The sequence below is a fragment of the Streptomyces sp. NPDC042336 genome, assembly GCF_055581985.1.
In genome coordinates, this window is the sequence record NZ_JBVJEA010000006.1 from 24,668 (window position 1) to 40,274 (window position 15,607).

Sequence of the window (15,607 nt, forward strand, 5' to 3'; positions counted from 1 at the left end):
CCGGGCGGGCTGGTGCGGACGGGGCGGGGGCTTCAGGCGCGGCGCAGTTCGACGGTGGTCCGGCGCCGGAAGCGCAGGGTCACGGGGCCGAGCAGGCCGGACGGGAGCGGCTTCTTGCGCTCGTTGGACAGCGTGTTGGCGACCCGGACCCGCAGCGTGTTGCGCCCGGCGGCGAGGTGACCGGTGACGTCGGCCACGAACGGGGCCCACAGCAGCGGCGGCAGCGCGGTGCCGTTGACGGACACCTCCGCGACGTCGCGGACGTCCCCGAGGTCCAGCAGGACACGGCGGCCGTGCAGCCGGGCGGCGTCGACATCGATGTCGGTGGTGTACGTGCCGCTGCCGGAGAACAGCTCGTCGTGCTCCGTCCAGCTGCCCAGGGGCGCGGTGACGGGTTCGGCGCCCTCGCGTTCGAAGGTGAGGGTCCAGTCGCCGTGCACCGGGAGCGGGGCGAGCGGGTCGTCGACGCGTACGGTGCCGTGGTAGCGGTGGCCGCCGTCGGCGCCGACGAGCCGGTGGGTTCCCGGTGCCGCGGCCTCCACCGTGGCGCGGAGTACGTGTCCGTGGCGTTCCACGGACAGCACGGGCACGGTCGATTCGGTGAGGTGGGGCCGGTCGCCGTGGCCACCGCGGACCACGACGACGGCGGTCCGGTAGGGCTCCAGGTCCAGCGGCACCCGAACGCCGTCCTTGGTGGCCCGGTAGAGGGGGGCGGGGCCGCCGGTGCCGGTCGCGGGGTGCCAGGTCTCGGGCAGGCCGGTGGCCGGGAGGGCGGCGACGGTGCGCACGTGGGCGTCGCTCTCGTTGTTGATCAGGAAGACGGTGTCGGGGCCCCGGCGCACCCGCAGCACCCGGACGGCGTCCTGTGCCGGGTCCAAGACGGCGGCCGCCGTGCCGGCGTCCACGGCGGCGGTTGAGAGCGCACCGGTGTCCGCGACCCGCACGGCGTGTCCGCGGCCCAGGGACCTGCGGGCGGGCACCCGGTCGCCGAACAGGTCGGAGAGACCGTGGGCGAGGGTGCGGTCGCCGCCGTCGGCCTCCTCGGTGTCCAGCGCGCCCACGGCGACGACGGTGCCGCCCGTCCGGACGAACTCGCGCAGCACGCGTACGCCGTCGGCGTCCAGGACCGGTGTCCGAGGGATCACGACGAGGTCGTAGGCGGCCGCGCCGACGACCAGGCGTCCCTTGCGGACTTCGGCGTGGGCCAGCAGCGCGGGGTCCCGGGTCAGGGCGCCCTCGTGCAGCAGGTCGAAGTCCACCTGGGCGCGCTCCAGGGCGTAGGCCGCCTCGCTGAGCGGTGCGTCCACGTCCTGCTGCCGGTCCGTGCCGGCCCACTGTTCGGCGGCGCGCTGCGGCTGGAGCAGCGCGGTGCGGGCGGCGGAGGTCCCGCGGCCGGCCTCCATGACCCGGCCGATCCACTCGGCGAGCGGCCGCATGGCCCACCACCAGGGGGCGCGCGGGCCGAAGGGGGGCGGGAAGTAGACGCGGCTCTCGTCGGTCCACAGGGCGTGCAGCGCGGTCAGGTTGATGCCGCGGGCGGCCTGCGCGCCGACGGTGGCGTGCACGAAGCCGGGGGTGACCTGCCAGCCCATGTTGCCGAACATCTCCAGCAGGGCCCGCTCGCGGCCCATCTGGTGGGCCACGGACACCGGGTTGCGCGGGATCATGGTGGGCTCACCGGCGACGTACTCGGCGGTGATGATGTCGCCGCCGGGCACCTGGGCCCACTGGTGGACCTTGTGCAGGTCGCCGGTGGAGGCGATGCGCTTGGCGGGGGCGGTCTCGTCGTAGAGCGGGTTGGTGATCAGCGCGACGCCGCGCTTCTCGTACCACTGGGCCTGCTTGCGGAAGGCGGTGGCGAAGCGGTCGGACACGGCCTTCCAGTAGTTTCCGCGGGCGATGCGGCCGGAGCGGCCGAGGTCGTCGAAGGCGGCGGCGTAGGCGGTGCCGGGTGCGACGCCGACGGCGCGCAGGGCGCGGTCGAGGGCCGGGGACCACGGCAGGCGCTTGAAGTGGGCCTCGGCCGAGGCGAAGAACGGCTCGTCGTCCCAGAAGCCGGGGACGACCGTGCCGAAGTAGCGCCCGAACCGCCGGTGGTACTCGCCGGGCACGATGTCCAGGAACAGCTCGACGGGTTCGTCGTCGAGCAGGTCGACGTAGCTGCGGCTGTAGCCCTGGGTGTCGTCGGCGAGGAGCACGCCGCCGAAGAGATCGACCTGCCACTCCCCCGCCGGGACCTGCCAGGCGTGGTCGCCGGTGAGCCGGTCGGTCAGGTCCACGACGTCGGTGGCGGCGGTGGCCGCCGTGGGCCGGGCGGCGGCGGCCGCGACGGTGAACCCCTCGGCCGGCAGCGCGCGTTCGGGGAAGTCGCCCGCGGCGGCGGAGCGGTCGAAGGAGCCGGCGTACAGGGTGGTGCCGTCGGCCGCCTCGACGGTGAGGCTCTGCCACACCGCGCGCTGGTCGCCGACGGCGCGCACCCCGACCCCGCCGGACTGCTCGGTCAGGTCCTCCAGGGTGCCCTTGTCCTTGCCGTCGAGGGTGACGGAGAGGCCGCCGCTGCTCAGGGCGATCCGGAGGGTGTGGAACTTGGTCTTGTTGAAACCGTCGGTGCGGCTGCTGCGCAGCAGTTCGGCCGGTTCGGCACCGTCGCTCAGCCGCTCCACGGTGACCACGCCGGTCTGGTCGAAGGCGACGGCGTATCCGGTGCGCCCGTCGGCGGAGCCCCGTACGAGGAGACCGGCCGCGCCGTGCTCGGCCTTCGCGCTGCCGGTGACGGTGACCTCGCCCCACCCCGAGCTGTCCCTCAGGACGGTGGCGCCGCCGAGTACCGCCGCGTCCGCGACCAGCCGCCCCGCGTCCACGCCGACGCCGGTGCTGTGCCGGAGGTCGATCGACGCGGGCCCGCGCACCACGGTGGTCGAGCGGGCGAGTGCCTTCAGACGCAGCTCGGGCCGGGGGGCGTAGGTGCGGGTGCCGACCCGTCCGCCCTTCACGATGAACTCGCCGGCGCGGCCGCTCGGGAAATGGTCGTCGTTGAACAGCCAGACGCGCATACCGGTGCGTTCGGCGGTGCGCAGGACGTGGCCCACGATGTCGAACCACTCCTCGGTGAAGAACACCGGCGTCATCTCGGCGTTGTCGAAGGAGAAGAGGATCACCTCGTACATGCCCTTGGACCTCAGGTCCGCGAGCTGGCGGTCCACGAGTTCGGGCGTGACGGGGCCGTTCCAGTACCAGTAGACGGTGGGACGGCTGTCGTGGCGCGGGTCGGCGAAGTGCCGGGCGGACCAGGCGTCCTGCTCCCGACCGGCCGCTCCGGCCGGTGGACCGGCGGCGTGCGCGGCGGGGGCGGTGTCGGGAAGGCCTACGGCGACCAGGGCGCCGGTGGCTCCGGCCGCGGCCACGAAGCGGCGCCTGGACAGGGGGTGTTCGGGCATGGCTGTGCTCCCGGGTGGTGGTGGGGTGCGGAGGGGGCCGCGGTGGTGGTGATCAGCCCTGGGCGAGGTGCCGTACCTGGTCGGCGGTGAGGGCGCGGTTGTGCAGCCGGAAGTCGCGGACGGCGCCGTGCAGGAAGGGGTGGGTGCTGTTCTGGGACCGGCCGAGGTAGTTCCGGCTGGTCCGGCCGAGCAGGAGCGGCCCTGCGACCATGGCCGTGTTCCGTCCGGCTTCGGCGCCGTCGACGTAGAGCACACCGGTGCCGCCGGCGAGGGTGAGCGCCACGTGGGTCCATCGGCCCAGGGGCAGCGGTCCGGTGGCGTCGACGAAGTCCTCGGCCTCCATGCCCGCGATCTTCAGGGCTGCGCGGGCCCGGCCGGCGCCCGTGGTCGCCGTGAGGAAGAGGTACGTGTCCTTGCTGTAGCCCAGGTCGAAGACGCGGGCGGAGGGGGCGAGGGTGTCGACGCGGACGCGGGCTGAGACGGTCAACTCCGTCAGTCCGCTGGGCAGTCCGGCGGGGAGTACGACGTGGCCGTCGCGTCCGTCGAGTACCACCGCCGTCGCGTCGCCGTCGGTGCTCCAGGTCGCGCCGGCGGCCAGGGAGCCGTCGGCGAACGTCCCGGTGCGGTCGGTCACCGAGGTGCCGTGTCCTTCGTCGAGGGGGTAGCGGGCCACGTCACCGGGGGGCGTGCGCCGGGGCTCGACCGACCAGTACACGTTGTAGCGCTGGTGGTGGATCTCGTGGAAGGGGCGCAGGGGGACCTGCCGGCCGTCCGCCAGGACCGTGAACCGGGTGGGCTCGCCGGGCGTGCGGCGCAGCGTGCCGGGGCGGACGGTCGGCGGCGTCGCGAGCGGCGTGTCGCCGTAGCCGCCGGCCAGGACGAGCGGCCCGTACGACAGCGCCCGCACCTGCGGGTTGTCGGGCGCCGGGCGCCAGACGGGGACGCGGGGCAGGACGAGTTCGACGTGGTCCCCGGTCCGCCAGTGACGTGTCACCGTCGTGCGGGTGCCGGGTTCGAGGCGGCCACCGGTGCGCCGGCCGTTCACCCTCAGCTCGGCGCGGGTGTCGCCCGACGCCAGCCAGCCGGGCACGCGGATCCGCAGCGAGAACCGGGCCTCGCCCGCCGTGACGGTCACGCGGGTGCGGTCGCCGGTGGGGATGTCGGTCTCCTGGCGGAGTGCCACACCCAGCTCGTCCCAGCGCACTTCGGACGGAACGAACAGGTTGACGTGGAGTGCGGGTCGGCGGGTGCCGGGCGTGCGGAAGTAGACGGTGTCGGCGAATTTGGTGTGCGTCTCCAGGCCCGTGCCGTGGTCGCAGGAGAAGTTGTCGTAGTCCCCGCTGTAGCTGCCGGGGGCCGAGCCGAGGCCGCCCTTCGGTTCACGCCGCGAGCCCGCCCACAGGCCGGTGTAGTAGGTGACGAAGCCGTGCGCCGAGTCGGGGTCCTGCTCGGCGAGCATCTGGTTGTACAGCGTCCACTCGTAGTGGTCCAGGTACTCGGTGCGCTCCGGATCGTGGCGGAAGAGGTCCCGGCCCAGCTTGAGCATGTTGTAGCTGTTGCAGTTCTCGCAGGTGACCTCCGAGAGGCGGCTCGCGATCTCGTCCGGCGGGCCGAAGAGTTCCTGGTTGGAGTTGCCGCCGATGGCATAGGAGTGGTGGCGTACGACGGTGGTCCAGAAGGTGTCGGCGATCTCCAGGTAGCGCGGGTCGCCGGTGGCCTCGTAGGCCGGTACGGCTCCGACCACCTTGGCGATCTCCGTGTTGGCGTGCCGCCCGGCGAGTTCGTCGCGGCCGGCGGCGAGCGGCGCGTAGAGCTCGTCGTGGTCGAAGCGGCGCGCGGTGCGCAGATGCGCCGGGTCGCCGGTCTCCAGGTGGAGTCGGGCGAGGACGTCGTTCATGCCGCCGAACTCGACCTTGAGCACGCTCTGCATCCGCTCGCGCGACAGCGGGGCCGTACGCGCCTCGGTCCAGGCGGCCATCTCCAGCAGGACGTCGAACGCCTCCCGGTTCCCGCTGAGCCGGTACTGGTCGAGGAGCCCTGCCATGATCTTGTGCAGTGTGTAGTAGGGCGCCCAGGGCTTGCCCCCGGCTTCCAGTTGGTCGAAGACCGACTCCGGGAACGCGGAGAGGTAGCCGCGGTGGAACCCGGCCGCCGGTGCCGCCCGCTGGCACTCGGCCAGCGCCGAGACGAGCAGCCGGCCCTTGTCCGCGTAGGCGCGCTCGCCGGTGCCGGCGTGGGCCTGGGCCAGGGCGCTGAGGAGGTGTCCGGTGGTGTGGCCGCGCAGTTGGACGTCCGGGGCCTCCCAGCCGCCGCAGGGCTCGGCGGAGGAGGGCAGGCCGACGTTGAGCCGGAAGGTGTGCAGCAGCCGGTCGGCGTCCACGAAGAGGAGGTACGCGCAGGTGCGCCGCATGTTGGCGAGGAAGGGGCTGTCGAGGAGGCGAACGGCCGAGAGCGGGAAGGCCTCCAGCGCGGGGCGTGGGCGGTGCGCGCCGTTCGTCCGCCGGGGTGTCGTCGCGTCGGGGACCGCCGGGGTCGCGGTGGGAGCGGTGGGTGCCGCCGCGGCGGGGACGGCCGGTATCGCGGCGGTGGCCGTGGCGGCCGACGCGGTGAACAGGACCTGGCGTCGGGAGGGGGCGGGTCTGCTGTGCGGTGCGGGCATGGGGCGGGGCTCAGCTCCCTTCGATTGAATCGTTTTACTCGATTCGACGGAGACGCTAAGTGGCGCCACCAGGGGCGTCAAGGGTTCCCACAAGAACCGGTTGACGCGTCAGAAGTCCCTTCGAACCGCGAGCCGGTGAAGGTGGAAAGGGCACGACTCGGCGCGGACGGGCCTGCGCACCGTCCGCGCTGTTTTGAATCGTTCAATTCAACTGGATGTCAGATCGACTGCTGCGCGTACGAAACCAGCCGCACCGGTCCCACCAGCCCGTACTCCTGGCGCGCGACCCCTCCGAAGACCTCCGGGCGGCTCACCCGGAGCCGGTTGACGAGGGGCGTCGCGACCTCGATCTCGATCGTGTTGGTGCCCCGGCGCAGCAGCGGGCCCACGTCGACGACGGGGTTGAGCCGGTCGACCGGTTCCGCGTCGGCACCGTTGACGCTCACCCGGAACGTGTCGCTGACCTGCCCCAGCTCCAGGAGAGCGCCATGGGCGGGACTCCAGGTGCCGGGGAGGGTGACCGTGGTGCGGTAACGGCCGATGCCCGCGCAGTCCTCCAGTTCCGGAATGCTCGACCAGGGCAGGAGGGTGTCGAGCGTCAGGGTGCGGCGCACCCGTTCGGTCCGGGTCGGGCGGTCACCGGGGCGCCAGTCCTCCACCTCGACGTGCCACCGGTCCGGTTCGATCGGGCCGGGAACCGCGGGGAGGGTGGTGGTGACGGTCCGGCCCTGGGACAGCCGCGTGCGGTAGGTGCCGGCGGCTCCGGCCCGTACGGTGAGGCCGCGTGCGGTGAACAGCACCTCGTCCGCGTCCGACGAGAGGGCGTGCGGGCGGTTGCCGTGCCGGTCGCCCAACAGGCCCGGCCGCCCCAGCGCGACGACGAGCGTCTGGCCCGGCCGCAGGGCGACGCGGAAGGTCACGTCCTGACCGTCCTGGGTGTACCGGCCCACCCGTACGGCCTTGCCCGTCCAGGGGTCGAGGAGGTAGGGCACCGCGTCGCGGCCGTGCGTGCGGCGCAGGGTGACGTCGTGGTCGATCGCGGCCACGGGCGGCTTGACGGTCTCCGCGTGCTTGCCGTTGACCAGGTAGTAGTAGTCCGCTTCCGCGGTGACGCGGTGGGCGTTCAGGAGCGTCGACGCGGCGGCGTACCGCACGTCCGGAGTGACGCCGAGCGCGGCGAGGGCGTCGCCGACCGCGGTCTTGTCGGTGACACGGACGACGCCCGGCAGCGCGAGCAGGCGGCTGAGGACGTCGCGCAGGCGCTCGGTCTCACCGGCCGCCGGCACGCCCGGGGTAAGCGCCTGGTCGAAGCCGCCCAGGAGCACCACGGGCAGTCCGGCCCGCGCGAATCCGAGGATCCTTCGGGCGTCGGCGAGGGCGAGGGTCGGGGTGGAGCCGTGGAAGAAGTCGCCCTCGACGAAGAGCGCCTTGTAGGCGGGTCCGTCCGGGGCGAGCCGCCCGCCGGAGACGGTGGCGTTCGGCAGGTCGAGGAGCGGACCGCTGAGGAACTGGTGCGTCCACCCGAGCGGGACGCCGGTCGAGGTGAACCAGGATGCGCCGATGCCCGTGGCCGTGTAGCCGGTCTGCCGGAAGACGGCGACGTCCGCGCGGGCCGTGCCCGACTGCAGCACGGCGTGGACGCGGCCGAGGTAGCCGGAGATGTCCCCGGCGTGCCGCCAGGTCGGCTGCCGAGGCCCCCACGACTCGCCGTACCCCGGCGCGCCGTTGTAGGGGCTGAACGCGGCGAAGCCGGGCCACTGGGCCTCCGGAGCGCTCGCGTACGAGAAGCCGTGCATCACCGTCTGGTTGACGCCCGCCGCGTAGGCCCCGCCCATGGTGCGCAGCACGCGGTCCCATGTGGTGCTGTAGGCCGAGCCGTTGTAGGCACCGGCCTCGCAGGACAGAACGGTGTGCCCCGCCATGTCCCGGCCGCCGGCCAGGCACCGGTAGTCGTCCAGGTTCTTGAAGCCGAGGGACTCCCCCTCCGCGATGTCGAGAATCGCCGCGGTGGCGATGGCGTCGGTCTGCAGGCCGTACGGCTGGGCGCGCAGGGCCATGCCGAGGGAGTGCGCCCAGTCCCGGAGCGCGCCCACGTGGTGCCGGTTGAACAGGTCGGAGACCGTGGCCCAGAAGTCGTGCCGGATCTGCCGGGTCAGCTGGGCCTCGAAGGCGAACACCTGGTTGCTGTCGTCGAGGACGAGGGCGGGCAGGCAGGGCAGCAGCGGTCGGCCCGTGCGCTGCTCGAAGGCCTCGGGCAGACGTGCCGTCCAGACCAGTGCCTCGGACTCCAGTTCCACCGAGTCCTCGAAGAAGGCACCGCCCGCGGCCTTCAGCAGGCGTCGCAGTGGGCCGGTGAGGACATGGCGCTCCCAGTAGTCGGTGACGGCGGTGGTGCCCGCGGCGCTCAGGTGGTCGACGACGAAGGCGGCGGGAGTGGAGTGCGGCCCGGATTCCGGCTGCTGTCCCGAGCCCCGCTGCCAGTAGGAGATCAGCATCCACTCGCCGTCCGCGGGTGCCGTCCAGGTAAGAGCGCCGTCGGCGACGGTGTCCGTGAGGTCGCGGACGCTGCCCGGGTCGAGGCCGGTCTCCTTGCGGGTGGAGTTGGCGGGGTCGACGCGGGCGGCCTGGACGGCGAGGAGGTGCTGGGCGCGGACGCCGGACGCCGCCTCGTGGACGGGCGCGGGTACGGGCCCTCGGTACGTGGCCCCGGCGGCCAGCGAGGTGTGCCCGTGGGCGAGTTCCTTGGCGGCCGCCTCGTCGTCGGGGGTGACTCCGGGGACGGCCACGGGCCAGCTGGGGCCGAGGGTGAGGTCGACGGTGAGGCCGCGTCGCACGGCGCGGCGCAGGGCGGCCTCGACGCCGTCGCGCCAGGGGCTGCTGCCCCAGCCGTGGTGGGCGGTGTCCAGGAGCGACTTGTCCCGGATGCTGTGGTGGACGGCGGCGATCTCGGCTCCGCCGAATCCGGCGTCCGCGATCTGGTCGATCTCGCGGGCCACCTCGTCCGGGTCGACCAGACCGTCCGGCCACCACCAGCGGAATTTCGGGCGCACCGACCGGGCGGGGTCGGTGAACCACCGGGCCGAGCCGGGCGCCCGGTCGGCGGCGGCCGGTCCGGCGGGGAGGGCGGCGGCGCCGGGAGAGGCGGTGACCGCGGTGGCGGTCACCCCCGCGGTCACCGCGGCGGCCAGCACCGCGCGCCGGGACATCCCGCCACGCTGCGAGACGAGTTCGTGCATGAGTGCGCCCCAGGGTTTCGGAGGAGATTCCGTGCATCAGAAGGATTGAATCGTTTCAATCCCATGTGAACGCGGGAACGGTAAGCCGAGGCGATCATGGGGGTCAAGACATGTCGCGCCGGTAACTTCCGCGCAGGCGTGGCGTCGGCACCCCCTCACCGGCGCGGCGCGTTCACCCGGAACCCGGCCGGACGACACCGGATAGCATGCACACGGCTCCGGGGACGGGCCCCGGAGGGGTGTGGTTCTTCAGAGGTTGGGGGTCCGCATGGTCGCGGGTCGTGTGGTGCGTTTCGACAGTACGCGGGGCTACGGGTTCATCGCGCCCAAGGACGGCGGCGAGGACATCTTCCTGCACGTGAACGATCTGCTCATGCCCGAGGAGTACGTGCGCGCCGGTCTGGTCGTGGAGTTCGAGGTGGAGAGCGGTGAGCGAGGTCTCAAGGCCTCGGACATCCGGCTCCCCGAGGGCGAACGGCACAAGCCCGCGCGCCGCCACCAGGACGCCGCACCCAGGGCCGTGCCGTCCGACGAGAGCGGCCAGCCGCTGTGCGATGTGCTGAGCACCGACGAGTACCGGCGTGACGTGACGGAACTGCTGCTGACCGCGAGTCCGCAGTTGACCGCGGAGCAGATCCTCACCATCCGCGGCGCACTCCTGAAGTTCGGCGAGGGCCACGGCTGGATCGAGGACTGAGCCAGCGCGCGTCTCTTTGATGGGTTGGTCAGTTGATCGGATGTGTCCGTCCGATGAGTGATCACCGATGCGATGTGGGACCGGATCGAGCCGCTGATGCCGGTCGATCCGGTCCGCGGTCAGCGGTGGGCAGATCACCGCCGAACCTTGCAGGCCATCGCGTGGAAGTACCGCACCTGCTCGCCCTGGCGGGACCTGCCGGACGAGTTCGGCCCGTCACGCCGTCCTCGTCGCCGGCCTCGCTGAAGGCGTACTCGAGCATGCGGTTGTCCGACGGAACTTTGGTGAGGGTCCTCACCGCCGTGCTGTGGCAAGCATGTCGAGCGAGATCTGCCACAGGCGGGCGGCCGCCTCGGGGTCGAGGGCATGTGCGGCGACACCCTGCGTGGGCTTGTCCGGGGCGAACGGCAAGGCCTCGTTGCAGTACTCGAAGTAGCGGGGTGATTCGTCGCGAAACGCAGCTCCCGTCCCTCCGGGGGCCGCGCCTCCGGAACCGCCGCGACACCGGCGGCTGCACGGCCGAGCCGGGCGGAGGGCGGTGCGTCGTCCCGGCCGTCGACGGCGGCGATGCCGTGGTCTGCCTTCCTGGTGACGGGCACCGGGGCGACGAGTTCCTGCCGACGGCCCAGGCCTGCTGCCCGGCGCAGGCGTGATTCACGGCCCCGCGGCCCGGGAGATCGCCAGACTCGCCCTGCGCAGCGCCGTCACGGCCGCGGTACGGGGTCCGCCCTCGTCGGGTGCGACCAGCGACAAAGCGCCCAGTGCGTCGCCGCGACGGTTCAGGATCGGGGCGGCGACGGTCGACATGGCGGTGGGCCCGGAGCGCAGTGGGTTGGGCACCGTCACGGCGCAGACGCCGTCTCTGCGGACGGTGGCCAGGAGCCGGCGGACGCAGGCCGCGTCGTCCGCGTCGGCCAGTGCTTCCTTCCGAATCCGCCCGGGGGCGTGCGCCAGCAGGGCGATGCCGATGCCGGTCCCGATGAGCGGGAGGCGTCCACCGACCCGGTACTTGACCGCCGCCGCGCCCCTTGCAGACAGCCGCTCCACCAGAACAGCCTCGTCGCCGTCGCGCACGGCGAGGAGGATGTGCTGGCCGGTGACCCGGTGCAGGTCCTGCATGAACGGCAGCGCGGTGGCGCGCAGTCCGTGGCCGCGGGGTGCCAGCGAGGCGATCTCGAGAAGTTGCAGGCCGACGACGAAGTCGCCGTTGTCGAGGCGTTCGAGGGCTCCGACGTCCGTCAGCTGGGCCGCAATCCGGGACGTGGTGCTCTTCGGAAGGCCCGCCCGGGCCGCGAGTGTGTGCAGTGCCAGGCCCTCGCCGGCCTCGGAGAAGGCACCCAGGACCCGGAAGGCCCGCTCCAGGACCGGCTCGCCGCGCAACGGCCTGCCCGAGCGGGGGACTTGTACCGGCGTTCCACTCATCGGAATCGGCGGTGCGCGTCGTCGGCCACGGTTCGAATAATAGCTCGTGACGTGCCACCCGGTGAGGGCGGCCGCCGGCTCTGATCACCGGCGCCGGGCCGGGGGAAGCGCCGTCCGCCCGTAACGACGGGCAGCACAGACCGAGGAGACCACAATGGTGACCAGCCCCGCGCTGCGCGACGTCCACGTCCCGCACGCCTACCCCGAACAGCAGGTCGATCTCGGCGAGATCACCATGAACTACGCCGAGGCCGGTGACCCGGACCGGCCCGCCGTGCTGCTGATCCCCGAGCAGACGGGATCCTGGTGGTCGTACGAAGAGGCCATGGGCCTCCTCGCCGAGCACTTCCACGTCTACGCCGTCGACCTGCGGGGCCAGGGGCGCAGCAGTTGGACCCCGAAGCGCTACAGCCTGGACAACTTCGGCAACGACCTGGTCCGGTTCATCGCCCTGGTGGTGAAGCGGCCCGTCGTCGTCGCGGGCAATTCCTCCGGCGGCGTCCTCGCGGCGTGGCTGTCGGCGTACTCCATGCCCGGTCAGCTCCGGGGCGTCCTGTGCGAGGACCCTCCACTCTTCGCGTCCGAACTCGTCCCCGCGCGCGGTCACTCGGTCCGGCAAGCGGCGGGTCCGGTGTTCGAGCTCTTCCGCACCTACCTCGGCGACCAGTGGAGTGTGGGTGACTGGGAGGGGTTCTGCCGCGCGGCCGACACCTCGTCGTCGCCGATGGCGCGGTCCTTCGTGGCGGACGTGATCCCGCAGCACCTCAAGGAGTACGACCCGGAATGGGCCCGGGCCTTCTACGAGGGGACCGTCGGGCTGAACTGCCCGCACGAGCGCATGCTGGGCCAGGTCAGAACGCCGGTGCTCCTCACGCACCACATGCGCGGCGCCGACCCGGAGACGGGGAATCTGCTCGGGGCCCTCTCCGACGAACAGGCCGTGCACGCCAGGCGGTTGATGGAGTCGGCGGGGGTGAAGGTCGACTACGAGTCGGTGCCGGAGGCGTCACACATGATGCACCAGTCCGAGCCGGCACGGTACGCCGAGATCTTCACGCGGTGGGCGGCCACACTGGCCCCGTGACCGGGCGCCGCGCGGGCAGGCACGGCCGGGCCCGGAGCGCAGGAGCTCCACGGCCGGCCGGGGGGCGGGTGCGCGTGACCGATCGGGCCGCCGTTCTGCCGGGCCTCGGGCCCACGGCCTCCTGGCGTTCCCCTCCCCCTGCGAGGTCTGCCCGCTCGGCATCGTGCGCGCACGAGCGAAGTCGGCCAGCGCGCGGAGTCGCCCCCGCTCGTCGCCCGCTTCTCCGTACACGGGCGGCACGGTGTCGGCGATTCGGCCAACCTCCGTACTCTCCGCCCTGTTGTCCCGCACGGGTCCGTGCATCCGGCACGGACCGACACGCGCCGCGGTTCGGGTTCCCGACCGCGACCGAAACACATGTGTTCGATACCCCGGCCCGGTCGTTGAGCTTCCCGACCACGCTCGACGACCGTCAAGGGGGACCCATTGACCTCGACCGCCGCCAACGGACAGCAGACCCCCACGCCGCCTCCACCGCCGCCGGCGGAGATCACGTACAGCGGGCGGTACTCCGTCAATCCACTCGCCGAGGCCTCCTTCCGGCGGATGTGCGCGCAGATCCCCGCCGTCCTGAGCCGGATCGCACGGCTGTCGTGGCGGACCGACCGGCGGGCCGTGCAGCTGCTGCTCGGCTGCCAGGTGGTCACCGGTGTCTCCGCCGCCGTGCTGCTGACCGCCACCGCCCGCGCCATGAAGCCCGTCCTCGGCGACGGCTCCGCCGCCGACCGGCTGCACGGCGCGGTGCCGGCGCTGTTGGTGGTGGCGCTCGCCGCCGCCCTGGGCCGCGGTGCGGCAGCGGTGGCCACCTACGCCGAGCGGCGGATCACCCCCCGGCTGACGACGGAGACGGACAGCGCGCTGGTCGAGGCCGTGTGCCGGGTGGAAGCGTCCGCGTACGCGCAGGAGGGTTTCTCGGACCGGCACGAGGCCGCCGAGATGGGGGTGATCCGCACCCAGGTGATGGTCACCGACGCCCAGCGGTTCCTGTCCGCGCTGATCCGGATGGTCACGGCCGGCGGCGTGCTGTCGGCGCTCAACCCGCTGATGCTGCCGCTGCTCCTGCTCGCCGTGCTGCCGGCCGGTGTGGGTGCGGTCCTCACCGCCCGGGTCGACTACGAGGTCCACTACGCCAACATCGCCGACCGCAACGTACGCGGCATGATGCGCTGGTGGGCGACCACGTCGAAGTACGGCGACGAGGTGCGCGCCAACTCCATGACCGACTACCTCGTCCACTGGTACCGGGCCCTGTCCGACCGGTGCGACCGGCGCACCCTGGCCGCCGCGCCCCGTACCCTGCGGATCGCGGTGCTGTCCGCGTCGGCCGGCGGCGTCTTCCTCGTCGCGACCTGGGGTGCCCTCGCCTGGCTGGCGGTCTCGGGCCGGATCGAACTCGCGGTCGCGGCCACGGCCGTCATCGCCGTGCAGACCACGCTCGCCGCACTCTCCCAAGTCGTCGTCAACGGGGCCGCGGTCTTCCACACCAGCCTCTACCTGAGCGACATGCAGGCGTTCCTCGACGACGCCGCGGCCCGTGTCCCGCGACGCGGACCCGGCAGGCACCGAGCGCCGACCGAGCGGATCCGGCTCGAGGAAGTCGTCTACCAGTACCCGGGCAAGGACAAGCCCGCCGTCGACGGCGTCTCCCTCACCCTGGAGCGCGGTCAGATCCTCGCGATCGTCGGGGCGAACGGCTCGGGCAAGTCCACCCTGACCCGGCTGCTGACCGGCATCTACCTGCCGGACAAGGGACGGGTCACCTGGAACGGCACCGACCTCGCCGAGATGGACCCCGCGACCGTATGGGCGCACATCGGTCTGGTGCCGCAGATCTTCGCCCAGTGGCCGATGCCGGTCCGCGAGAACGTCACCCTCGGCCAGCCGCGCAGCCACGACGACGCCCCGGTGTGGGAGGCCCTGGAGGCGGTCGGCCTGCGCGAAACGGTCGACGGCCTCCCGGCCGGCCTGGACACCCTGCTGTCCCGTGACGTCTTCGGAGGCACCGAACTCTCGGGCGGCCAGTGGCAGCGCGTGGCGTGCTCCAGGGCCCTGTACCGCCGCCCCGGGCTGCTGATCCTGGACGAACCCACGTCCCAGATGGACCCCCGCGGTGAGCACCAGATCTTCGAGCAGATCAAGACGATCGCCGCCGAGCGCATCACCATCGTGGTCACCCACCGCCTGGAGAACACGAAGATCGCGGATCACATCGTCGTCATGGAGCACGGCCGGATCACCGAGCAGGGCCGCTACGACGACCTCGTCCACGCCGGTGGCACCTTCGCCGAACTCCTCAGACTCTCCCAGGACCGCTGACTCGCCCGTGGTCACGGGCCGCCGGGTTCCCCACCCTGACGCCGCACGCGATCGGCACCGCGGGCGGACCCTGCGAGATCCTGGGCACCTTGGACCGCGACGCCCAGGACATGGCCGGGTGACGGTGAGGGGCGTCAGGCCCCGGCAGGCAGGGCGTGCGCGAGGAGGGTCTCCGCCGCGGCGCGCGCGTGCCGGCCGTAGTCGGCATCGCCCAGCACCATGGCACGGCTGGCCGCCCCGTCCGCGAGGGTGACCAGTTGCTCGGCGAGCACGGCGGGCCGGTCGCAGCCCAGCTCCGTCACCAGTGCCGTGACCAGCCGCACCATCCGCAGTTTCTGGTCTCGGGCGTAGGAGTGGACCGTGCTGTCCGGGTCGGGGAACTCGGCCGCGGCGTCGATGAACGGGCACCCGCGCACGGGTGTTCCGTCGGGCGCGGGCAGGTCGAACAGCCCGAGGATCCGCTCCCGCGGCGCAACGTCGTCGCGGGACAGCACGCTTTCGAGCGTGGCGCCCGAGGAGGCGAGGTCCTGGAGGTACGCGATCACCAGGTCTCCCTTGGTCCGGAAGTGCGCGTAGAGCGTGCGCTTGGACACCGGCGCCGCTTCCGCGACCTGTTCCATACCGGTCGCGTTGATCCCCTGGGTCGCGAAGAGGTGGGCGGCGGCCGCGAGGATGCGTTCCCGCCCGCCGCGCCCACGCGCCGGGGATGTGGTGGTCGCACTCATACGACGAGTATACGCCTGCGTTTACTTCCGT

8 protein-coding genes and 2 pseudogenes are annotated in these 15,607 nt (G+C 72.7%); 5 read left to right on the forward strand and 5 right to left on the reverse strand.

Translation table 11 applies throughout. The features are described from left to right. Positions 1 to 32: 32 nt before the first annotated feature. From ACZ6IM_RS14945 to ACZ6IM_RS14955, 3 genes are all read right to left on the reverse strand, one after another. Positions 33 to 3,437, reverse strand: coding sequence for a glycosylhydrolase-like jelly roll fold domain-containing protein (locus ACZ6IM_RS14945; protein WP_469556845.1), 3,405 nt, complete (start codon positions 3,435 to 3,437; stop codon positions 33 to 35). Positions 3,438 to 3,489: 52 nt separating this feature from the next. Further along, positions 3,490 to 6,096 carry a glycoside hydrolase family 127 protein gene (locus ACZ6IM_RS14950; protein ID WP_469556847.1) on the reverse strand — a complete coding sequence of 869 codons (2,607 nt, stop codon included), beginning with the start codon at positions 6,094 to 6,096 and terminating at the stop codon, positions 3,490 to 3,492. 218 nt (positions 6,097 to 6,314) lie between these two features. Next, positions 6,315 to 9,332, reverse strand: coding sequence for a glycosyl hydrolase (locus ACZ6IM_RS14955; protein ID WP_469556849.1), 3,018 nt, complete (start codon positions 9,330 to 9,332; stop codon positions 6,315 to 6,317). 268 nt (positions 9,333 to 9,600) lie between these two features. On the opposite strand from ACZ6IM_RS14955, the gene ACZ6IM_RS14960 reads away from it, so the two are divergent. Beyond that, a complete protein-coding gene (locus ACZ6IM_RS14960; protein WP_052841050.1) occupies positions 9,601 to 10,029 on the forward strand; it encodes a cold-shock protein in 429 nt (142 codons plus the stop codon). A 72-nt stretch (positions 10,030 to 10,101) separates the two neighbouring features. Further along, positions 10,102 to 10,266: pseudogene (locus ACZ6IM_RS14965) on the forward strand (transposase); the annotation flags it as partial. 417 nt (positions 10,267 to 10,683) lie between these two features. Here the strand turns inward: ACZ6IM_RS14965 and ACZ6IM_RS14970 are convergent. Further along, the gene (locus ACZ6IM_RS14970) at positions 10,684 to 11,451 is read right to left on the reverse strand and encodes an IclR family transcriptional regulator (RefSeq protein WP_469556851.1); all 768 of its coding nucleotides are present in this window, start codon (positions 11,449 to 11,451) and stop codon (positions 10,684 to 10,686) included. 154 nt (positions 11,452 to 11,605) lie between these two features. On the opposite strand from ACZ6IM_RS14970, the gene ACZ6IM_RS14975 reads away from it, so the two are divergent. The 3 genes and pseudogenes from ACZ6IM_RS14975 to ACZ6IM_RS14985 form a co-directional block, all read left to right on the forward strand. Beyond that, positions 11,606 to 12,535 (forward strand): alpha/beta fold hydrolase, encoded by a 930-nt coding sequence (locus ACZ6IM_RS14975; protein ID WP_469556853.1) that lies wholly within the window; start codon positions 11,606 to 11,608, stop codon positions 12,533 to 12,535. Positions 12,536 to 12,961: 426 nt separating this feature from the next. Next, positions 12,962 to 14,851 (forward strand): ABC transporter ATP-binding protein, encoded by a 1,890-nt coding sequence (locus tag ACZ6IM_RS14980; protein WP_469556855.1) that lies wholly within the window; start codon positions 12,962 to 12,964, stop codon positions 14,849 to 14,851. 11 nt (positions 14,852 to 14,862) lie between these two features. Beyond that, positions 14,863 to 14,958: pseudogene (locus ACZ6IM_RS14985) on the forward strand (XRE family transcriptional regulator); the annotation flags it as partial. Positions 14,959 to 14,985: 27 nt separating this feature from the next. Here the strand turns inward: ACZ6IM_RS14985 and ACZ6IM_RS14990 are convergent. Then, entirely contained in the window at positions 14,986 to 15,576 is a 591-nt protein-coding gene (locus ACZ6IM_RS14990) for a TetR/AcrR family transcriptional regulator (RefSeq protein ID WP_469556857.1), read from the reverse strand. Positions 15,577 to 15,607: the final 31 nt, after the last annotated feature.